Genomic DNA, 21,101 nt, shown 5'->3' with positions numbered 1-21,101 from the left:
GAACCTTCGTAATAGTTATCGTCGGGTTTGCAACTTGCTTTAGGAGATTTTCAAAAAAAATTGCCATCACGTTGCCATCCCCCGCAATTCAAGGGTTTGGCAACGTGAGAGCAGCGAAAAAAATGACGTCAGGAAAATGCCGGTGACGGGGTTGGCGAGAATTCGCCTGCACCGGCAGAAGAGAAATTGTTTAAATGGACAGACTGTCGCGCAGCAACTGGACCAATTCGTATTCCAGATAGTCCGCCAGCGCCAGCCAGTTCTGCGCCTCCTGGCACTCCAGCATGTGGCCGAGCAACAGCAGCCATTGCTGCTGAATAGCCTGTGGCAGCTGATCGAAGGACGGTTGCACGGCACCGATCAACTCGATCATCGCCAGCCCCGCTTCTACATCTCGCCCCAAACGGAACAAGGCGGCACATTGCTGTGCGTCGATGACAAAGGATTCAAGCCCGCTCATGACGCCAACTCCGGATGAAAAACCGTACCGGCGATCATCGCCCCTGCCCGACTGCTGTTATAGAAGCGCACCTGAGGATGCCCGGCGATAAAACGCTCCAGTTCACACAGATAACTGCGGAAGTTGAGCTGGGTCTTAATGCGCTGCCCGTGACCATCGAGCACCCAGTGTTTGGCGGCTCCCAGTTGTGGCCCCAGGTCACCATCGTTCCAGCCGGCATGGGTCTTGTCGTTGGGGAAGGCGAAGTCAGCACCGAACAGGGTGATCTGCGCCGCGCCCATCTTCACCGCCAGGTCCACCGCCGGATGAATCACGCTGCCGCCGACGTACAGCTCGCTCTTGGGTAATTGTCGACGCAGCTGTTGGTAAATCGGGCTGGCGGAGTAACCGGCATAACGCGGCCCCTGCCAACCTTCAAGCACCCGGGGATCGACCATGGGCATGTACGCCAGGATGATGTCGACCGTGCCTTCAGGTGGCAGATGCCGGGCCGAGATGCGTTGGTCGATGCTGACCACGATGTCGGGGCGAATGCCGTGATCGAGCAACGGTCGGTAGGCCGTATCGACGCAGATAAACAGCGGTCGCTCGACCTGATTGCGAATCGCGTTCAAGGCCTCGAAGTGCTGCTCAAGACTCGGCCCCGTGGCAATGACGAATACCTCTTGCCCTTTGTGCGAACCGAACAACTGCGCTACATCGCGATCGGCTTGCACCAGCTCCAGACTCGCCTGCAAGCGCTCGACGATGTCCGGGGCGTGAGGGTCGAATTCACGGTTATTGAAGGTCAGGTGGGTTTCGCTGATCAAGCGATCGCGGATCTTGGCATTGAAGTCATCGGCCAGCACCAGCTCGGACGGCAACGCGAAGAACGGCAGCTGTATTTCTTCCAGATCACCGGCATACAGCAGCTCGACTCGCGGATCGTTGAGCCACTGCTGTTGATCGAGCAGTTGCAGCACCAGCGCAAATACTGCGCCGTTGAGAATGTGCACATACAAACGTTCAAGCCCGTCGCGCTGCAGCAACTCCATCTGCAGATCGCCAAGACCGGTGCCGTAGACATGCACCACCGGGCTGTCGATGGGCAGGCTGTCGGCCTGAAGCTTCGCTTCACGGGTGCGGTCATGGCGACTGGTCAGCTGGATGCCATTGATGCTCAACGTCGAACCCAGGCCCTCGACCAGATCGGCCTGCAAAAGGCCTGCTTCTTCAACCGGAAAGCGCGCCGACAGCAACGGCCAGCGGCGCTGTATGACCTCGGCGTTGCGCTCAAAGAACTCGCTCATGAAGCCTCGCTTTTCATTCGGGCAAAAAAATAGCGCTCAAGGTTACACCTTGAACGCTATTTTTGTGCCTGGCTTTCAGGGGCGATAAATGATCGCCGAGCCCCAGGACAACCCTACCCCGAAACCACTCAGCGCCACGCGCTTCCACTTCGAGTCCAGCACGTGTTTTTCCAGCAGCAATGGAATGCTCGACGACACGGTATTACCGGTTTCGACCATGTCCTTGATGAACTTCTCGGGCTCGCCCTCGAAACGCCGCGCCACGGCATCGACAATCGCCGCACTGCCCTGGTGAATGCAGAAGGCATCGATATCGTCAGCCTTCAGTTGCGAGTCGTCCAGCAGTTCCTGCAAGTGTGCCGGGACTTTAAGCAGGGCAAAGTTGAACACCTGACGGCCATTCATGAAGAACACCCCGTTGGAAACCTTCAGGTGTGGCGCGCCGGAACCGTCGGTGCCGAACTTGGCCTTGCCCAGCTGCCAGGGTGCGTCTTCGCCCATCCACGTGGCAGTAGCGGCATCGCCGAAAAGCATGGTGGTGTTGCGGTCTTCCGGGTCGACGATCTTGGAGTACGGATCGGCGGTCACCAGCAAGCCATTCTTCAGGCCCGCGGCTTCCATGAAACCCTTGATGGCGTAGATGCCGTAGACGTAGCCGGAGCAGCCCAGGGAGATATCGAACGCGGCCACGGTCGTCGGCAGACCCAGTTTGTCCTGAACGATCGCGGCGGTGTGCGGCAGGCCTTCTTCGTCACCGTTCTGGGTGACGACGATCAGCACATCGATGGCTTCACGCGTCAATTCGGGATTGTTGGCGAACAGCGCATTGACTGCTTCGACACACAGATCCGAAGTTTCCTGACCGGCATCTTTACGCGGCAGGAAAGCCGAGCCGATCTTGCCCAGGATGAACTCTTCATCCTTTTCGAATTTTGCACCTTGTGCGTAATTGTCCACGCCGGCTACAGGAACGTAGCTCGCAATGCTCTTTATGCCAATCATTACGGCTTCCCAATAATAAACAGCCCAATACCACCGCTCGCAAGGATTCGAGGGGCGCCGACAAACAACGAATAACGTCGCCCTCAAAGGGGTGACAGCGGGAAGAATAAAAGGCCATCACTGGGCTAAACACAGTCCAGGCGCCATCTCCCCTTTTTATACAATACAGTGAAGATGCGCGTTATGACTCGCAGGTCACGCTATTTTGCCGAATCAGCCCCACAAGCGGTTATTCGACCAGCGACCAATCCAGCGGCGTTCCGCGCTTGATGGCCTGTCGGGCGCGGCGGCCCAGAAGGGTTTCAGCGTGTTTCGGGGCGAGCCCCAAGCCAGGACGGATGGCCCGCAGATTGGCGGTGTTAAAGGGTTCACCGGCGGCCATGTCCTGGGTGACATATAACGACCGGCGGTACACCAGAGACTTGCGCTCGGCGTCGGTCACGCCGTAATGCACCTGGCCCATGGCTTGCCAGGCGCGTTCCGTTTCGATCACCAGGCTGGCGAGTTCGGCCGGTTCCAGGGAGAAACTGGCGTCCACCCCACCCGCGGCACGGTCGAGGGTGAAATGTTTTTCCACCACCGTCGCCCCCAACGCCACCGCGGCGACGGATACTCCAACGCCCATCGAATGATCGGACAACCCGACTTCACAGCCAAACAACTCACGCAGATGAGGGATGGTGCGCACATTACTGTTGGCTGGCGTCGCCGGGTAAGTGCTGGTGCATTTCAGCAACACCAGATCCTTGCAACCGGCCTCACGGGCAACGCGCACGGTTTCGTCGAGTTCGGCGATGCTGGCCATGCCGGTGGAGATGATCAGCGGCTTGCCGGTGGCAGCGACTCGCCGGATCAACGGCAGATCGGTGTTCTCGAAACTGGCGATCTTGTAGGCCGGCACATCGAGGCTTTCGAGGAAGTCCACCGCGCTGTCATCGAACGGTGTGGAGAACGCCAGCATGCCCAGCTCTTTGGCCCGGGCGAAAATCGGCGCATGCCATTCCCACGGTGTGTGGGCTTTTTCGTACAGCGCGTACAGCGAAGAACCGGCCCACAGGCTGTTGGGGTCCTTGATGAAGAACTCGCCCTCGGACAGGTCCAGGGTCATGGTCTCGGCGGTATAGGTTTGCAGCTTCAAGGCATGCGCGCCGGCCTTGGCCGCGGCTTCGACGATGTGCAGCGCCACCTCCAGCGACTGGTTATGGTTGCCGCTCATCTCGGCAATGATGAACGGCGGCGCATCGGCACCGATCGAGCGGTTGCCGATCTTGAAACTCGTCATGGATGATCCTTTAAAACGCGTGTGAACGAGCAAGCACTCTGAGTGAAACCTGCCTCGCGGAAAACTTTCAGCGACGCTTGGTTAGCCGACAGCACCTGAGCGGTGATGCCTTCCAGCCGCGGCCAGTGAACAATGACAAAGGCTTCGCCCCGCACCAGCAGCGCCCTGCCCCAGCCCAGGCCGATTCGGCCTTCGAACAGATAAATCGAGACTTCGGCCCGAGTGCCGTCAAGGTCATAACGCAGCACACCCACCGGGCCGTCATCCGCCTCGGCGATCAACAGCAACCGCCGCGGATTGCTTAGGCTCGCGGCCAGCCAGGCTTGATGCCGTTGCCAATCGATAACGCGGGTGTCCAGCGACCAGCGCCGAACCGCCCCGGCATTGCGTCCATCGAACAACAATTGCGCATCATCCTGAGTGGCCTGGCGAATTTGCAGCACTGCACCAGCGAGCGCCGCCGCCACCCGCAGCGCCCCACGGCCATCGACCAACTGTCGCGAACGTTCGGCCATACTTTGACGAATCCCCTGATTGCCCACGACAAAACCGATGGCCTGGCGCAATTGCTCAACGCTGACCTGCTCGCGGTTGCTCAGGAACACATGGGCACCCGACGTCGCCATCACCTCGCCGTTGGCCTGCTGATTATTCGAGACTGCAATGCAGATCGTCGGCAGCCCCATGGCCGCCCGCTCCCAACTGGTTCCACCACCGGCACCGATGAACAGATCGGCTTCGCTCATCAGCCGGTAGAAATCGCTGACAAAACGGTGCAGGCGCCAGTTCGGGCGATAGTCCGCCAGACTCTGCATCTGCTCCCAGGCCGGGTTGTCGGCACCCGCCACGAAATCGATCTCGAGCTCATGGAAATCCGCCAGCGCCAACATCGCGTGGTGGGTCTGCATGGCCGCATCGAAACCGCCGAAATTCACCAGCACTCGCCTGGCCCGAGGTTTGATCTCGATCGCCGGGCAGCAGAACTCATCGCGCAGCAGGGCAAATCGTGGGCCGAACAGGGTCTGGCAATCGGGCGTCAGCAATGAGGTATAGACCTCTGGGGTGCCCGACAGATTTTGATTGAGCAGCAGATCGACGTTGTATTGCCGAGTGGCCAAATCGTCCACCGCCGCGATTCGTGGTGCCCAGCGGCGCGCGGCAGTCTGCCAATGATGGTCGAGGCCATAGTGGTCGACGATGATCCAGTCGAAAGCTGGATGACTTTCCAATGCTTGCCCCAGCGCGGCAATGTCCGCCTGCCACGGCAGCATCGACTCGATGGCCTGCTGCGGATCTTCATCACGGTAGCGTTCCGGCAGCGCAAAGGTCTCGAAACCCTCGGCCCGCAGACTGTCCAGCCGATGCCCCGGCAACAGACGACAGGCGAAGGCAACGTGCGAACCCTGCTTGCGCAACACCCTGGCCAGGGTCAGGCAACGGGCGATATGGCCACTGCCAATCGTTGGCGATGCATCAGCGCGGATCAGCACTCTCATTGCAGTTCACCACCGGCCTTCAACGCGGCATAAAGGTATTCGGCACGCGTCCAGTCCTCGAGCGTGTCGATGTCCTGCACCAGATGCCGCGGCAGGATCACCGGCAGGCTCGCCGGCGAGAACAGCACATCGCCGCGTAACCAGGCCTCGCTACGTCCCCAGTAGAATTGGCCGGCGTCCTGATAGGCCTCGGCCAAATCCTGCGAACGGGTGTCGCGAAATTCCGGGTAGAGCGAGGTCAAGGCACCCCGCTCATTGAGGGTCAAGGCCCGCTGCACCGGGAAGCCGAAACTGCTGACGGAAAACGCAAAGGATTTGTCCGGATGCTGCACGAGCAATTCGTGCCCCTGACGCAGATAACGCGCCTGCAACAACGGCGCCGTCGCGTAGACGCAGCAGGCATAGTCGAACGGCGGCAACTGATTCAAGGCATGCACGATCACCGCTGCGGTCCCGGTGAAATCGTCGGCAAGTGCCACTGGGCGTATGAACGGGACTTGAGCCCCATTGGCCCGTGCGACCTCGGCGATCTCTTCGTCGTCGGTGCTGACGATCACCTGATCGAATAGATTCGACTCCAGCGCCGTGCGAATCGAACGAACGATCATCGGCACGCCGTCGAACGGCTTGAGGTTCTTGCGCGGGATGCGCTTGCTGCCACCGCGGGCCGGAATGATCGCAACACAGCTCAAGAATCACTACTCCTCAAGGATCAGTCGTCGCAATTGCTCGACCACATAATCCTGTTGTTCATCGCTCAGCAGAGGAAACAGCGGCAGGCTGATGGCCTCGGCGTAATAACGTTCGGCCTGGGGAAAATCCCCCTCGGCAAAACCCAGGTCGCGATAATACGGCTGCAAGTGCAGCGGAATATAGTGCAGGTTCACACCGACCCCGGCCGCTCGCAAGCCTTCGAACACCTGACGATGGCTGAGGTTGATCCGCTCCGTCTGCAAGCGCACCACGTACAAATGCCACGCCGATTCGGCCTCCGGCTGCGCGCTGGGCAAGGTCAGCGGCAAGTACGCCAGCAACCGCTCATAACGCGCCGCCAGTTCACGCCGACGTTCGATGAAGCCATCGAGCTTGTTCAGCTGCGACAGACCGAGGGCTGCTTGCAAATCGGTGATCCGGTAATTGAACCCCAACTCCACCTGCTGGTAGTACCAGGGGCCGTGGCTGGGTTCGGTCATCTGCTCAGGATCACGGGTCATGCCGTGGCTGCGCAGGCGCTGCAAGCGCTCGGCCAGTTCCGGGCGATTGGTCAGCACCATGCCGCCTTCGGCGCTGGTGATGATCTTCACCGGATGGAAACTGAACACCGTCATCGCCGCGAATTCACCGCAACCCACCGGGCGCCCGGCATAGGACGCGCCGACCGCGTGGGAGGCATCCTCGATCACGGTGAAACCATAGCGCTCGGCCAGTTCGGCGATCCTGCGCATATCGCAGCTCTGCCCGGAGAACGCCACTGCCACCAGCACTTTCGGCAGTGTGCCGTTGCGCTCGGCGATTTCAAGTTTCGACGCCAAGGTGTGGGCGTCGAGGTTCCAGGTCAGCGGGTCGATGTCGACAAAATCGACCTCGGCGCCGCAGTAGCGACCGCAGTTGGCCGAGGCCAGAAAGGTGTTCGGCGTGGTCCATAACCGATCACCCGGCCCGAGGCCGGCAGCGAGACAGGCAATGTGCAGCGCCGCCGTGGCGTTGCACACCGCCACCGCGAAATCGGCCTGGCAACGCTCGGCCATGGCCTGTTCGAAACGCTCGATGGTCGGCCCTTGAGTCAGCCAGTCGGACTGCAACACGGCAACCACCGCATCGATGTCTGCCTGATCGAGGCTTTGCCGACCGTAGGGAATCATGCCGACAACTCGGCGTGCAGGTCAGCGATCTGGCCGACCGAAAGAAAATGCGGGTTAGTGTCGGAGCGGTACTCGAAATCTTCGCTCACCGGCCGGCCCTCCTCGCCCAGTTTGTCGACGGCAAAATCCACGTCGACGCTGGTGAAACGAATCGACGGCTGAATGGTGTAGTGATCATCGAACTCCAGGGTCATGCGCGCGTCGTCCAGCGGCACCATCAGCTCATGGAGTTTTTCCCCTGGACGAATACCGACGTTTTTGTGCGGCAAATGCTCAGCCATGCCCCGCGCCAGATCGACGACGCGAATCGACGGGATCTTCGGCACAAACACTTCACCGCCGTGCATGCGGGCAAAGCTGTCGAGCACAAACTTCACACCGTGATCGAGGGTGATCCAGAAACGCGTCATGCGCTCGTCGGTGATCGGCAGCTCTTTGGCGCCCTCGGCAATCAGTTTGCTGAAGAACGGCACCACCGAACCCCGCGAGCCAGCGACGTTACCGTAGCGCACCACGGCAAATCGGGTCTGCTGTTCACCGGCAATGTTGTTGGCGGCCACGAACAGTTTGTCCGACAGCAGCTTGGTCGCGCCGTACAGGTTGATCGGGCTGGCCGCCTTGTCGGTGGACAGCGCGACGACTTTTTTCACGCCGTTGTCGATGGCCGCTGCAATGATATTTTCCGCGCCGTTGACGTTGGTGCGGATGCATTCGGTCGGGTTGTATTCTGCCGCCGGCACTTGCTTCAGCGCCGCGGCATGCACCACGTAATCAATACCGCGCATGGCCTGACGCAAACGCTCGGCGTCGCGCACATCACCAATGAAGTAACGCATGCACGGTGCATTGAACGTCTGCTGCATTTCGTATTGCTTGAGCTCATCGCGGGAAAACACCACCACGCGCTTGGGCTGGTACTGCTCCAGCAACCGGCGGATGAAATTGCGCCCGAACGAGCCGGTGCCGCCGGAGATGAAAATCGATTTACCGTTGAACATGCCTTGAGTCCTTTTACCTGTCAGCCAGGCTTATGCGAGCAACTGCGCCCAGTTCACACGGGTCGGTTCGCTGAGAGTAAAGCCCTTGCCGGTCAAGGCCAGGTTCTGGTTATAGGCCGGGTCCTGTTCGAAGCGGGCCTGCCATTTGTCACGCAGGGCGGCACGAGCCTGAGTTGCTTCAGGCAGTACGCCTGGGTGCAGCAATTGCGCTTGTGGCGTCCAGACAACGAGGTAACCGGCGTCGGCGACTTTCAGGCACAGGTCGACATCAGCGAAGGCCTCGTCAAAATGCTCTTCGTCCAGGCCGCCGACCGCTTCATACAAATCCTTGCGAATCATCAGGCACGCACCGGACACCGCCGAGTAGTTCTGTTCCACTTGATGGCCATTCAGGTAGCCCTTGGCGTCCTTGCGCTCGTCGACAAAGACCGAGCCGATATCGCCATTCAAACCGAGGACCAACCCGGCCTGGGTGGTGACGCCTTGAATGTCCACCAATTTGGCACCCACGATGCCGACCTCCGGACGCTGAGCCTGATTGAGCATGGCGTCGAGCCAATTGGCATTGAACACCTGGGCTTCGGCCGACAGCAGCACCAGATACTCGCCCTTGGCCTGCGCGCTTGCAACGTTGTACAACGCTGAATCGCTCAGGCGCTGGCCGGTGCGCAGCACACGAATGCGCTCGCCTTTGCCTTCCAGACTGCTCAGCCATTCGGCCAGTTCTGGCGATTGGCTGTGGTTGTCGACAATCAGCACTTCGTGGCGCTGATAGCGGGTGCGTTGCAATACGCTGACCAATGCACCTTGCAAGTGTTCCAGGTTGTCCTGACTCTGGAGGATGATCGACACCATCGGTCGCTGAGCATGCTGATAGTCAATCTGCCAGGTCTGCGGCAGCGTCGAACTGACCTGACCGCGATACCCACGATTAGCCAAGTGACGGGTCAAGACTTGACGTTCCTGAGCATTTTCTTCAGCAGCTGGCGCGTTGCAGATCAACAAGGGTTCGGCCAGGTGCGCCAGGCCAGCGAGGCCGCCATCTTCGATCAGACGCAGCAACAGGTCGAACTCCAGAGCCTGGCTGTACTCGGTCGAGAAACCTTTGGCCTGAGCCAATACATCGCGCTGGATCAGCCAGTGACGCGCCATTAGCGACGGCACCGTTTGCAGCAGATCAAGGTTGACCCCGGGACGGAATACATCCACCAGAGCACCGCTGGCCTGACGCTGAATTTCGTCCATCGCCACCGCACGCACACCCTCGGCGCCGATCAGCTCAAGGCTGGCGCGCAGCAAACCGCTTGGGGTGAACTGGTCACCGGCCTCGGCCAACAGCTGCCAGTCGGCCGTGGACTGGGCGACGATTTGATTGATGCGATCCACGTAGTTGGCGGTGGTGACCTTGACGAAGTGCACGGTGTCGCGCACGGACGTGGTCGTCGGTAAGTCGCCCGTGGTGAACACCACCACTTTGAAGGCCTTGCAGTGGCCGTTGACCAGGCTGTCGAAGGTCGCCTGCAACTTGAACATGTCCGCATCCAGGTCCAGCAGCAGAATGCCGAACTGCGGGCCGCCATTGTGCCCGGCCAGATGTTGGGAGATCGCTGAGAGTTGAGCGGTATCGGGATTGCGCGCCTCGACCCAATCGAGCAAACGCCCGGACGGCATGTTCTGAAGCAATGTGCGGTCATTTTGTCCCGGTACCGAATCCAGACGCTCGGCCCACGCTTGAAGCTTGAGCTTCTCGTCCTGTTCCTCGGTGCCTTCGAGCGATTCAACCAGACGCTTGACCACCGACCGGTTGAACCGGTTAAGACTCAATGCCTCCCACAAACGGGCGCGGAGGGTGCGCTCGGTGTCGTTAGGCTGAACTCGCATCAGCTCGTGCTGCTTGAGCAGGATGCCTTCGAGTTCCTGCAATTGCAGACGGCCGGCCGGCATGGCGTGCAACAGAAACTCGAATTCGGTCAGCAGGTCGAACATCGGTTTGTTGTAGAACGGCATTTCGACGAACTGCTGGGGGCCGAACGAGCGAGCCGGCTCGCGCCCCGCCTCGACCCAGGCCGAACGGAAAATCAGGGTGGCTTTGAGCGAGCGACCTTCGAGCAGGCAGTCGGCCATGGCGGTAAAACTGTCCAGCGCAATCTGTTTGATCTGCGCCAGGGAGCTGTCACTGTCGCTGAACTGCGTCGGAATCGAGGCCAGGAATTGCGCAAACTGCTCACGGTCGGCGACGGTTTTCGCATCCTTGTGCGTCAACACGGTCAAGACGTTGGTGTTGTGGTCCGAACCGCCATAGTTCGCCTCACGCACGGCGTAGGGAATCGGCAGGATCCGCGCCTTGGCACACGCCAGCAGGTAGAACGTATGGCCGATTTCCTGCCACTCGAAACTGGTACCGGCTGGCAACAGGCTGTACCAATGCTGCAGCAGGTCGGTGCGGGTCACCGCATAGAACGGCGGCAGGAACTGGCCCATGTATTCCATGACCCGACCTTCAGGCAGCTGCGAGTTGTAATCCTCTTGCACCCTTTGGTCGCGGCGGTAGTAGTTCACTTCGGTGGCACGGGCGAGATACATCATCCCGTAGCCATGACACAGGCCGTAGTCAGGGTTGGCTTCAAGAAACTCCACCGACTCGGTCAGTGCGCGATGCAACAGGAAGTCGTCATCGGCGGCAAACACCATGTACGGCGTGGTGACCTGATTGACGCCGTAAGTGAGTTTTTCCTGGAGCCCCTTGTAGGTGTACTGCGGCAAGTGGCGATAGTCGACCGACGGGAAATCCCGGGCCATGTGTTCATCGCCCTGCGCGGACGAGTCCAAAACCAGAACCGTGCAGGGATAGCTGCTGTAGTACTGCAAGGTGCGCCGCAGGAACGCGTTCCGGTTGTGGGAAATCACCACAACCGTGAACCGCTCTTTCAGCGGCGCAACGTTGTTTTGAGCACTGTTTTGAACCTGCATCTTCCTATCCCCACAATCGGCCAATCGCCAAGAACCTGAAACCACTTTTGATTAACGAACGCGACGCAGGTAACCATCCGGCGCTACGGTGATCAGCAGCTTGTTTTGCAGTTGCTGATCGATTTCGAAGTTCTTGTTTTCTTCCAGATACTTCCACACCGCGGTCTTCGGGTTGTCGCCCGGGCCCCATGGACGATCCGGGAAAAAATCGGCCGGCATGTCTTCGACCACGGTGTCCATGACCACGCAGTAGCTGTCCACCGAAACCAGTGGTGCGTAGAGGCGCAGTTCTTCGAGCACGTGATCGTGGGTGTGGTTGGAATCCAGCACCAGAATGACTTTCTTGCCTTCGGCAATGGCACGCACTTGCGCGGCAATCGCCGGATCGATGCTCGAACCTTCGATCATCGAAATGCGCTTGATCATCGGGTGACTTTCGATGGCTGCGCGGTTGTGCGCACGAATGTCGAGGTCGATGCCCAGCACTTCACCGTGGCCTTGCAGCTCCAGCAGTGAGGCGTAGTAAATGATCGAGCCGCCGTGGGCGATGCCGCATTCGATCACCAGATCCGGTTTGACCTGCCAGATGATTTCCTGCATCGCCATCATGTCTTGGGGCAACTGGATGATCGGACGGCCCATCCACGAAAAGTGGTAGCTGTATTTGTGTTTGGCCGATTCGTTGAAGAAATCCCGGGCCAGACCGGTGAGCTTCTGGTTGTCACCCTGCTGGGCGATTTGTTCCTGGCATTCGGCTTCGAAGGCTTTATTGATGCTGTTGTCGGTCATTTTAGAATCTCAAAAGTCATTGGAACGAAGCACTGTCGACGGCGTGATAGACGTAGCGCCCACCGGTCATCCGCTTGATTTCTTCGAGGTAGTTGGAATTCATCACAAACAGATTGGCGCCGTCGGGCAAGGCGTCCATGGCCTCTTGCGCAGAGGACACCCGCACACCGCTCAGGGGTAGATAACGGCCCTGTTTGGCCGGATTGATATCCACCACACGATCCACCGCCACCCCGGCTCGTTGCAGGAACAGCGAATAAATCACGCCTTTGGACGAAGCGCCCCAGATCGCTGAACCTTGCTCGGGTGCCGTCTGAATAATCTGCGCCGCGCGGTCCAGGCTGGCGGTGAAATGTTCCGACAGTGTCAGCAACGACGGTGCCTCGGCCGGCGTACGGCGCAACGTCGACAGATCCGCAACGATGTAAAGGTACTGACCACCGAAAAGGTGCCCCGCCTCGTGCACCGTTCCGAACATTGCGCGCAGATCCGCAAGGCGGAAGTAATTCACATGTTCGTAGAAAACATCGAACCAGGCGTTGTGCTCGACAATCCAGTCGAAGCACGGCACTTCGATGTAAATCTGCCCGCCATGGTTCGCACTGGCAATTTCAGCCAGGAAACTGACCGGATCGCTGATATGTTCCAGCACATGCCGCAGGACGATCGCTTCGGCGGCCAGCCCCAGTTCCCGGGTGAAGGAGGCCTTGATCACTTCGGTATTGTCCCCTTCATAGGAAGGGTCGATCCCGGTGATGGCATAGCCGAGTCCCCGAAGCATCTCCAGGAAGTAGCCTTTGCCACAGCCGACTTCTATCAGGCTTTTACCCTTGAAATGATGCGCCAGGATCGCTTCGACATCATTCAAGTGCTGCTGAAATTGCACCGAATGGGCCTGTTCGCTTTGATAGTCGACGTCGTAGCTGAGTTTACTGGCGTCAAATGCCTGGTTGAAGATCAGCCCGCTCTGACTGTCCTGCACCAGCACAATATCCGCGTGGCCCGAAGCTTGCGCTTGTTCGGCATTGGCGAAAGTGCGGTTCTGCAGAACCGGCAGCCCGATCGCTCGATAGAGTTCATGCTGCATGCTCTTCTCCCGTCAGTTGCGAAATCCGCCGGGCAACGCCCCAAAACGCCATAGGCTCATGGGCGGAGTAACCGTAGTGCCCAAGATTCAGGATGATGGAGGATTGACGCTGGCGCACACGCTGCTCAACCAGCGCCCGCACGGACACCGGTTGGCCGCTGCAACAGTTGATCACACCATCGACATCGCGCCGGGCAATGAGTGATGCGATCCGGGAAGCGGCCTGCCTGATTTCCAGGTAGTCGCGCAACTGGTCGCCCGTCGACATATTGAACTGCGTATCGCCGGCGTCGATGGCCCGGTCGAGACTGGCTAACAGGCTGTTGGGGTTCTGTCCCTCGCCATACAGATAGAACAGCCGTGCCCACTGCAATGTGAACGCACGCTCACGCTGCAAGGCTTCGAGGAACAGGCGCAACGTGTGCTTGGCCAAGCCATAAGGGGTGCAGGGCTGTGCGACCACCGTCTCACTTAACGGGCCACTTTGCAGCCCATACTCAAAACAGGTTCCAGTGACTAGCACCTGGCTGACACCCGCCTCGATCACCCGCTTGAGAAAGGCATAATCCAGTGGCAGGTTCCGCTCGAAATGGAACAGCGCCTGGTAGTTCGGCAGGCCGGTCCATGCCAGATGCGCAATGGCATCCATGCCATCGGCCAGGTTTTCCACGTCCAGATCCGGTGCGTGGATATCAGCGGCGACAAACTCCACTTCATCGAACCACGGCATGGCGTGCGCGGCTTCGATATTTCGAGAAACCGCACGAACCTTGAAGCCTTTGGCGAGCAAGGCGCTGATCAGATGCCGGCCGACAAAACCGGTGGCGCCAGTGACCAGCACTGTCATGGCGTGCCCTGTCACAGCTCGACTCCGCTGAAGTCTTTGTCCAGCAGAGGATGGCATGCATCTTTGGCCGACAAGTTCTTGACGGGTAACGGCCAGGGTATCGACAACGCAGGGTCCATGACCGACAGACCCGCTTCATGATTCGGAGCGTAGTCCGCATCCGTCAGATAGAGCACTTCCGAGTCGTCGGACAGGGATTGAAACCCATGAGCAAAACCCGCCGGGATCAGCAAACTGCACCCATCGTCAGCCCGCAGCTCTTCGGCGTGCCACTGCAAATAGGTAGGGGACTGCGGCCGTAGATCGACCACCACATCCCATACCGCACCACGTACGCAGGTAATCAGCTTGGACTCTGCATAGCCGGCTTTCTGATAATGCAGGCCACGCACACTGCCCTTTTCGACCGTACGCGAATGGTTGATCTGACGGATGGCAAACGGGCGGCCCTGCGACGTCAGACGGGTCTGGCAAAACAGCCGGGCAAACCGACCTCGATCATCGCAGAACACTTTTTGCCGGATCAGATACAACCCCTCCAGCTCCAGGGCCTGGAGCGTGAAATCAGTCATGACCGTTCCCTGTAGAGATTCAATTGATTCAAGGTCATCGTGCGCATGTCGTCACCGTTCTGCCACGCCAGGTGCCAATCGAGGGTCTGGGTCAGACACTGCTGCAACGACCAGCGCGGTTGCCAGGCCAACAGTTGACGCGCGCGACTGCTATCCAGGCGCAACAGGCCGGCTTCGTGCAAATCACTCGGTTCGATGCGCAATCCACGCGCTTGCGGCCAGCGGTTGGCGAGCAATTCCACCACTTCGCCGACGCTGCACATGTCCGCTTCGCTCGGACCAAAATTCCATGCACCGGCAAACTCCGGACCTTTTTCATAGAGGCCTGCGGCGAGTTGCAGGTAACCGGCCAGCGGCTCCAGGGCGTGTTGCCAGGGGCGCACGGCTTGCGGGTAGCGCAAGGTCACCGGCTCATCCGCCGACCAGGCCTTGAGTACATCGGGAATCAGCCGTTCAGGCGCGAAGTCGCCACCGCCCAGCACATTGCCGGCTCGGGCAGTGGCCAATGCCAGGCCGTGCTCGGCATACTTTTCGGCGGGGAAAAACGACGCGGCATAAGATTGGGCCAGCAACTCGCAGCAAGCCTTGCTGCTGCTGTACGGATCGTGACCACCGAGCGCTTCGTCCTCGCGGTAGGGCCACAGCCATTCCTTGTTGGCGTAAACCTTGTCGGTGGTCACCAGCACGCAGGCACGCACGCCACCGACCTGGCGGATCGCTTCAAGCAGATTGAGGGTGCCCATGACGTTGCTGGAGTAAGTCCCCAGCGGGTCGCGATAGCCTTCGCGCACCAGCGGTTGGGCCGCCAGGTGCAGGACGATTTCCGGTTGGGTTTCGGCGATCAGTTCCAGCAAGGCGCCCAGATCACGCAGGTCACCGCGCTGATCGTTGATGCCTTCGGCCACCCGCGCCAGTTCGAACAGGCTGGGCTCGGTGGACGGATCAAGGGAAAACCCGCTGACCTCGGCACCGAGACTTTGCAGCCACAACGTCAACCAGCTGCCCTTGAAACCGGTGTGGCCGGTCAACAGAACGCGCTTGCCGCGCCAGAACTCCGGACTCAGTCCCATTGCTTCCATGGGGCCTCCCCACTCTGCCACAGTGCTTCGAGGTGGTTTTTGTCGCGCAGGGTATCCATCGGCTGCCAGAAGCCCGAGTGCTCGAAGGCACGCAATTGCTCAATTGCGGCCAGACGCATCAGCGGCTCCGCCTCCCAACTGGTCGTATCACCCGCGATGTAGGGCAGTACCTGCGGTGATAGAACAAAAAAACCACCATTGATCCAGCCGCCATCGCCACGTGGCTTTTCCGTGAACCCCATTACCTGGTCACCAATGCGTTGCAGGGCGCCATAACGACCTGGCGGTTGCACGGCGGTGACGGTGGCCAACTTGCCGTGGGCCTCATGGAAATCAAGCAGCGCACTGATGTCGACGTCGGAGACGCCATCGCCATAGGTGAAGCAAAAGGCTTTTTCGTCTTTCAGATAGGGCGCCGCCCGCAACAGACGGCCACCGGTCATGGTTTCCTCGCCGGTGTCGATGAGGGTGACGCTCCACGGCTCGCTGTAGTTCTGGTGAACATCCATGCGGTTATTGCGCATGTCGAAGGTGACGTCAGAGGTGTGCAGGAAATAGTTGGCGAAGAAGTCCTTGATCGCATAGCCCTTGTAGCCAAGGCAGATCACGAAGTCATGAATCCCGTGGGCGGAGTACTGTTTCATGATGTGCCAAAGAATTGGCTTGCCACCGATCTCGATCATCGGCTTGGGCTTGAGGTGCGACTCTTCGCTGATGCGCGTGCCCAGGCCACCCGCCAGAATTACTGCCTTCATCACTGTCCTCTTGCTCTTTGCACGGCGGGGCAGCCCCCTCAAGGGTCGGCGAACCGTCAGATGCACATCATTTACCCGCAGCCACTGGGCCACTCACGCCCATCGGGGTGAAGGTTTTATGGCGATATAGGGAGGGCTTGCAGGAAGTGAGCCAATTGCGCAGGACAAAAAATCGCGCGACACCGACCTCGTAGGAGCCCGGCTTGCCGGCGAAGGCGTTTTCATCGGCGCTGCATGACATGAGGCTGTTATCGCTGCATAGGTATCTACACATCTCTTGGGCTATAGAGATTTACTGCCGTGCCTTGGTGTTTTTGGAGTACATATCCGTTTCTGCGGTCACGGCCGCTGGCGGTTTCGCTTTTACAGCGAGTCACTTGGAAAAGCCCCAAGTAACCAAGGGCGCTTGCCCCGCCATTCGGTGCCTCGCCCAGGCTCGGCATGCCATAACGAAGGCATTGCTCCGGGGCCCCCCTGCGCAACGCCTGCGTTCGGCCTCTGGGAAAGGGGCAAGCAGATCAGGATCAAAAGCCAAAGCAACGGCAACGGCAACGGCAACGGCAAGATCAACAGCTTCGCGGGCAAGCCCACTCCTACAGGGATCGGCGTACGGCTTTCGCTTTTCACCACTCAACAGGCCGAGCGTTAGCTCGCCTGCAGCTGTTGATCTTGATGCACCGCGCCCTCGAGAGGCCGAGTGGAGGTTCTGCGCAGTGGGCAACCCGGCATGGATGCCGGGTTAGCCGCGCACGGCCATGGATGGCCGATCGCGGCGGGCCCACGGAGCAGGACCGGAGCGAGGGCATGCCGAGCCTGGGCGAGGCACCGAACGACAGGGGCAGAAGCGCTTTGGTTACTTTCGCGCTTTTCGAAAGTGACTCGCTGTAAAAGCGAAACCGCCAGCGGCCGTTACCGCAGAAACGGATATGTACACCATCAAACTCGGAAAGTTGTGTAGATACCTACAAGGAGCTGCCGAAGTCTGCGATTTTTTGATGTTTGGAAGGTAGTAACGGTCAGTCCGACAACCAACCCCACAACCAATGATTGAGGTTGTCGCCGCGCAGCATGAAATCCCGATGCACCGCCTCACGCAATTCATCGCCCATGCGATAACTCGCGTCCGGGTCGGCCAAGTGCATACGGATCGCTTGCAGCCATTCATCCGTGCTGTTGCTGTAGACCCTGGTGCACGGCAAGTGGCCGCGATAGGCCTCGGTGTCGGTACAGATCACCGGGTATCCGCAGGCACCGTACTCCAGCAATCGCAGGTTGCTTTTACAGTCGTTGAAGATGTGGAATTCCAGCGGAGCCAGTGCCAGATCGAGGTTCAGGCTCGCCAGTTTGAACGGGTAACTCTGCAAGCTGATGGTGGAATGAAACTCGTGAACATACGGACGCAAGGCGTCCGGGCACATGCCAAAAAACACCCACTCGACTTCGTCCGCCAACTCACGCACGACCTCGGCAATGATCTCCAGGTCCCCGGTGTGACTGGTGCCGCCACCCCAGCCAACGCGTGGTTTGCTGGAGGTGCGACGACGACTGGTCAGCGTCGCCCACGGCTCCGGTGGCAGCATGTTGGGTACCACGCGAATGTCGCTGTGCATGCTCGACAAGCTATCGGCCAACGGCTGGGTGGTGACTACCAATCGGTCGCACAGGCCGATACCTGCGCGCAGCATCTGCTCGATGTCGATCGGTTTGTTGCGGGCGTGAGCGTTCTTCTTCGGCGCGCTAACGATATAGTCGTCGAGTTCGAAAATCCTCAGGGCGCTGGAATACTTTTTCATCCGCAGAATATCGCCAGCCGAGCCTTCGCTGTAACGTCCCTGCAGGACGATGGTGTCCGGGGACAAACGCTCGATCTCCACGATCGATGGCGACTCATGGGCCACCCGTGAGATCACTCGTCCGGCGGCTTCGAGCTCCGCCAGCGGCGCGATCACCCGGTAGTGACCGACGGCAGTGCTGTTGACTGGAAGACCGAGAATCAACGGCAATGCGCGGGTGCAGAACGGGTTCCAGTTGTTGCGCAGCGTTGGCTCCAGGCTGAAACTGGAAAACCCAAGGCTCAGTGCCGGGCTGTAGGCCGGGTCTTTGGCGATCTTCGGCAGCCATTTGCGATAGAAGGCGCCCTGTTCACGCTCGCACACCACCAGTGTCGACTCCTCGCCTTCCGGGGCCAGCACCACACTGGAGTATGGCGTCCAGACCACCAGATAGCCGTCCTGGTTCGCCCGCAGGCACAAATCGACATCGCCCAGCCTCTGGGTAAACGTCATCTCATCGAGCTGCCCCAGACTGTCGAACACTTCCTTGCGAACCATCAGGCAGTGGTCACTGACCGCGCTCCAGTTCTGGGTCACGTGCAACCGCTGCATGTAGCCGCGAGAGTCGGCAGCCTCCCCGACAAATGGCGAACCGACCGACTCCGTCAACCCGAGAATCAACCCGGCGCTGACGATCGAACCCTGCGGGCTGAGAATCCGGGCACCGACCACCCCCACTTCGGGACGCTGTGCGTGATTGAGCAATTCGTCCAGCCAGTCGCTGTCGCCGATCACCGTCTGAGGACTGAGCAGCAGCAAGTATTCGCCATAAGCCAGGCTCGCGGCGAAGTTGCGGATCGCTGCGTCGTTGGCGTCACCGGCGTAACGCAGCACCCGCAACATCGCGGCACCCAGTTGCGCCATGGCAGCCAACCACTCGAGCATCGCCGGGTCGTCAGTGCCGCTGTCGACGATCAGGATTTCGTACTGGGTGTAAGCCGTGCGCTCGATCAAACCTTCGGTACAACGTTGCAAGGCGTACAGCGAATCGCCGGTCTGGATGATGATCGACACCAGCGGACGCGCCTCATGCCGGTAATCGATGCGATTGATCAGTGGCAATTCTTCGTGACGGACAGCGTGCGCCACGCCGATACGGTTCAGGTGCGCACCGACCATGCCAGCGTTGTTTTCGATGACGTCAGGTAATGACAGCCAATCGGAAAAGGTCAGGTTCGACTCCACCTGAATCTCGGCGATGTGCTCGATGGTCTGCGGACCGACCTCTTCCACCAGACGCCACATCAGGTCATGGGGGGCCAGCTCGCCGTGAATCGGGTCAAACCCGCCCAGCGTCATGAAGCGCTGACGTTCGAAGGCCAGGGCTCGGCCGACGTAGGGGTAGGCACGCATCAGATCAAGGTTGAAATCGGGCTTGAACACCGGGTCGATCGACTCGCCGTCGATCAAAGCGCCCTCATCGCTATAAGCACAGAGAATGCCCGGCGACCCGGCGATGCGCTCCGCCAGAATCAGCAGCGCCGACTCACGCAAGGTGTCGCCGGCCCGCAACAGGTAAAACCAGTGAGCACCTTCCAGTTGCGGGACCACGGCATTGAGCTGTTGCGCCCAGTTCGACTGGAACGGCAACTGAACGATACGATCATCGGCATCACAGTGCGCATCGGACAACACCACCACTGCCTGAGGCGCATACAGCTGAGCACTGATGCTGTGCAATGTAGTTTTCAGCGCTGCGCCGTCGGCACCGCTGTCGATGACGATCGGCACGATCTGCGGGCGGAACGCCCAGCTGTCGATGCGCTGTGGCATGAGCCGCTGTTCGACTTGCGAGAACCTGCGGATCGCCAGCCACTCGCGATAGAAGTCGGCGTAACTCTCGCTCTTCCCACCTACTCGACCGTTGACCACCGTGCTGCGGTTGCCGAGGATGCGCGCCACACACAACTCTTCCCAGGCGTGGGGTTGATCAGTGACTTTGGCCAGGTCGATACAGCGAACCCAGCCTGATGCCGGCGCCGATTCGCCACTGCGTACCGCGAGCATCTGCGCCAGCCAGCTCCACTCGATTTTGGCAGCCTTGAGCATCTCCGGGGTCCGGCTCAATCGCTCTGTATACAAACGCTCGGTGCTCAGCACAGTGTTGAGCGACACCAGGTTACCGCGGCGCATCAGGCATACGAACAAGGCGAAATCGAGCATGGCGACGAACCCCGAGCCTTCCTGGATCAAGGTCGGTAACAGCTCCAGCACATCAGCGCGACGCATCAGGGTAGCGCTGAAATTGCCAAGGAAATTCTTTGGCGTGCCCTCGAAAATCGCCAGCATATCGTCGCCCTTGAGCAACGCATCGGTCGGACAAAATCGGCAGTTGTCCACCCGCGACGGCAGCAGAAAATTGCCGGCATCGCTGAGCATGCGCAGGGCAAACACCAGATTGACGTCGGGGTGATCGATCAACACCTGGGCCTGCAAGGCAACGCTGGGCGCAAACAGACGATCGTCATCGCACAGCACTTTGATGAACTCGCCCCGGGCTTCTTCGACGCAACGCAATACGTTCTTCTGCAACCCCAACCGCTGCGAGTTACGCACGTAGCGAACCGGGTGAGCCGGCTCGACGAAACTCTCCACGATAGTGCGGATTTCATCATCGGGCGAATCGTCACAGATGACGATTTCGACATGCTCGTAGGTCTGGGTGAGCGCACTTTCCAATGCCTGACTGAAAAAGCGCGGGCTGAAGGCAGGGATAACGATGCTGACGAGGGGGCGTTGATTCACGGCAGGAAACTCTCGAGCGGCGGGCCTCTACCCTTT

Annotated in this window: 16 protein-coding genes; all 16 read right to left on the bottom strand. The window is 59.6% G+C overall.

Going from position 1 to position 21,101, the window contains the following annotated elements; genetic code table 11:
* Positions 1 to 190: 190 nt before the first annotated feature.
* Positions 191 to 460 (bottom strand): hypothetical protein, encoded by a 270-nt coding sequence (locus CKW20_RS03945; RefSeq protein WP_095051748.1) that lies wholly within the window; start codon positions 458 to 460, stop codon positions 191 to 193.
* Entirely contained in the window at positions 457 to 1,749 is a 1,293-nt protein-coding gene (locus CKW20_RS03940; RefSeq protein ID WP_095051747.1) for a motility associated factor glycosyltransferase family protein, read from the bottom strand. The genes CKW20_RS03945 and CKW20_RS03940 overlap by 4 nt, the downstream gene beginning before the upstream one ends.
* A 75-nt stretch (positions 1,750 to 1,824) precedes the next feature.
* On the bottom strand, positions 1,825 to 2,751 hold the full coding sequence (locus CKW20_RS03935) for a ketoacyl-ACP synthase III (RefSeq protein WP_095051746.1): 927 nt from the start codon (positions 2,749 to 2,751) through the stop codon (positions 1,825 to 1,827).
* A gap of 229 nt (positions 2,752 to 2,980) precedes the next feature.
* Complete coding sequence (gene pseI, locus CKW20_RS03930; protein WP_095051745.1) at positions 2,981 to 4,033, bottom strand: pseudaminic acid synthase; 1,053 nt, start codon at positions 4,031 to 4,033, stop codon at positions 2,981 to 2,983.
* Complete coding sequence (pseG, locus tag CKW20_RS03925; RefSeq protein WP_095051744.1) at positions 4,030 to 5,529, bottom strand: UDP-2,4-diacetamido-2,4,6-trideoxy-beta-L-altropyranose hydrolase; 1,500 nt, start codon at positions 5,527 to 5,529, stop codon at positions 4,030 to 4,032. Before pseG ends, pseI begins: the two co-directional genes overlap by 4 nt.
* Positions 5,526 to 6,221, bottom strand: coding sequence for a pseudaminic acid cytidylyltransferase (gene pseF, locus CKW20_RS03920; protein WP_095051743.1), 696 nt, complete (start codon positions 6,219 to 6,221; stop codon positions 5,526 to 5,528). Before pseF ends, pseG begins: the two co-directional genes overlap by 4 nt.
* A 6-nt stretch (positions 6,222 to 6,227) precedes the next feature.
* Entirely contained in the window at positions 6,228 to 7,391 is a 1,164-nt protein-coding gene (gene pseC, locus CKW20_RS03915; RefSeq protein ID WP_095051742.1) for a UDP-4-amino-4,6-dideoxy-N-acetyl-beta-L-altrosamine transaminase, read from the bottom strand.
* Complete coding sequence (pseB, locus tag CKW20_RS03910; protein ID WP_095051741.1) at positions 7,388 to 8,389, bottom strand: UDP-N-acetylglucosamine 4,6-dehydratase (inverting); 1,002 nt, start codon at positions 8,387 to 8,389, stop codon at positions 7,388 to 7,390. Before pseB ends, pseC begins: the two co-directional genes overlap by 4 nt.
* A gap of 30 nt (positions 8,390 to 8,419) precedes the next feature.
* Positions 8,420 to 11,359, bottom strand: coding sequence for a TIGR00180 family glycosyltransferase (locus tag CKW20_RS03905; RefSeq protein ID WP_095051740.1), 2,940 nt, complete (start codon positions 11,357 to 11,359; stop codon positions 8,420 to 8,422).
* Between the two features lie 51 nt (positions 11,360 to 11,410).
* Positions 11,411 to 12,148 (bottom strand): cephalosporin hydroxylase family protein, encoded by a 738-nt coding sequence (locus tag CKW20_RS03900; RefSeq protein ID WP_095051739.1) that lies wholly within the window; start codon positions 12,146 to 12,148, stop codon positions 11,411 to 11,413.
* A 16-nt stretch (positions 12,149 to 12,164) separates the two neighbouring features.
* Positions 12,165 to 13,235, bottom strand: coding sequence for a class I SAM-dependent methyltransferase (locus CKW20_RS03895; protein ID WP_095051738.1), 1,071 nt, complete (start codon positions 13,233 to 13,235; stop codon positions 12,165 to 12,167).
* A complete protein-coding gene (locus tag CKW20_RS03890) occupies positions 13,225 to 14,082 on the bottom strand; it encodes an NAD(P)-dependent oxidoreductase (RefSeq protein WP_095051737.1) in 858 nt (285 codons plus the stop codon). The genes CKW20_RS03895 and CKW20_RS03890 overlap by 11 nt, the downstream gene beginning before the upstream one ends.
* An 11-nt stretch (positions 14,083 to 14,093) precedes the next feature.
* Positions 14,094 to 14,654: a dTDP-4-dehydrorhamnose 3,5-epimerase gene (rfbC, locus tag CKW20_RS03885; protein WP_095051736.1), complete on the bottom strand. Its 561-nt coding sequence runs from the start codon at positions 14,652 to 14,654 to the stop codon at positions 14,094 to 14,096.
* The gene (gene rfbG / locus CKW20_RS03880; RefSeq protein WP_095051735.1) at positions 14,651 to 15,733 is read right to left on the bottom strand and encodes a CDP-glucose 4,6-dehydratase; all 1,083 of its coding nucleotides are present in this window, start codon (positions 15,731 to 15,733) and stop codon (positions 14,651 to 14,653) included. Before rfbG ends, rfbC begins: the two co-directional genes overlap by 4 nt.
* Entirely contained in the window at positions 15,715 to 16,488 is a 774-nt protein-coding gene (rfbF, locus tag CKW20_RS03875) for a glucose-1-phosphate cytidylyltransferase (RefSeq protein ID WP_095051734.1), read from the bottom strand. The genes rfbG and rfbF overlap by 19 nt, the downstream gene beginning before the upstream one ends.
* Positions 16,489 to 17,504: 1,016 nt before the next feature.
* Entirely contained in the window at positions 17,505 to 21,065 is a 3,561-nt protein-coding gene (locus CKW20_RS03865) for a glycosyltransferase (protein WP_095051733.1), read from the bottom strand.
* Positions 21,066 to 21,101 lie beyond the last annotated feature (36 nt).

Source organism: Pseudomonas sp. Irchel s3b2, assembly GCF_900187445.1.
Classification (GTDB): domain Bacteria; phylum Pseudomonadota; class Gammaproteobacteria; order Pseudomonadales; family Pseudomonadaceae; genus Aquipseudomonas.
Note: the sequence above shows the minus strand (reverse complement) of the source record. Positions and strands in the feature narration are given on the sequence as shown.

What these genes read in the sequence shown, in the direction of transcription:
- CKW20_RS03945 (WP_095051748.1), bottom strand. Translation starts at nt 460, where the DNA reads ATGAGCGGGCTTGAATCCTTTGTCATCGACGCACAGCAATGTGCCGCC.
- CKW20_RS03940 (WP_095051747.1), bottom strand. Translation starts at nt 1,749, where the DNA reads ATGAGCGAGTTCTTTGAGCGCAACGCCGAGGTCATACAGCGCCGCTGG.
- CKW20_RS03935 (WP_095051746.1), bottom strand. Translation starts at nt 2,751, where the DNA reads ATGATTGGCATAAAGAGCATTGCGAGCTACGTTCCTGTAGCCGGCGTG.
- pseI (WP_095051745.1), bottom strand. Translation starts at nt 4,033, where the DNA reads ATGACGAGTTTCAAGATCGGCAACCGCTCGATCGGTGCCGATGCGCCG.
- pseG (WP_095051744.1), bottom strand. Translation starts at nt 5,529, where the DNA reads ATGAGAGTGCTGATCCGCGCTGATGCATCGCCAACGATTGGCAGTGGC.
- pseC (WP_095051742.1), bottom strand. Translation starts at nt 7,391, where the DNA reads ATGATTCCCTACGGTCGGCAAAGCCTCGATCAGGCAGACATCGATGCG.
- pseB (WP_095051741.1), bottom strand. Translation starts at nt 8,389, where the DNA reads ATGTTCAACGGTAAATCGATTTTCATCTCCGGCGGCACCGGCTCGTTC.
- CKW20_RS03905 (WP_095051740.1), bottom strand. Translation starts at nt 11,359, where the DNA reads ATGCAGGTTCAAAACAGTGCTCAAAACAACGTTGCGCCGCTGAAAGAG.
- CKW20_RS03900 (WP_095051739.1), bottom strand. Translation starts at nt 12,148, where the DNA reads ATGACCGACAACAGCATCAATAAAGCCTTCGAAGCCGAATGCCAGGAA.
- CKW20_RS03895 (WP_095051738.1), bottom strand. Translation starts at nt 13,235, where the DNA reads ATGCAGCATGAACTCTATCGAGCGATCGGGCTGCCGGTTCTGCAGAAC.
- CKW20_RS03890 (WP_095051737.1), bottom strand. Translation starts at nt 14,082, where the DNA reads ATGACAGTGCTGGTCACTGGCGCCACCGGTTTTGTCGGCCGGCATCTG.
- rfbC (WP_095051736.1), bottom strand. Translation starts at nt 14,654, where the DNA reads ATGACTGATTTCACGCTCCAGGCCCTGGAGCTGGAGGGGTTGTATCTG.
- rfbG (WP_095051735.1), bottom strand. Translation starts at nt 15,733, where the DNA reads ATGGAAGCAATGGGACTGAGTCCGGAGTTCTGGCGCGGCAAGCGCGTT.
- rfbF (WP_095051734.1), bottom strand. Translation starts at nt 16,488, where the DNA reads ATGAAGGCAGTAATTCTGGCGGGTGGCCTGGGCACGCGCATCAGCGAA.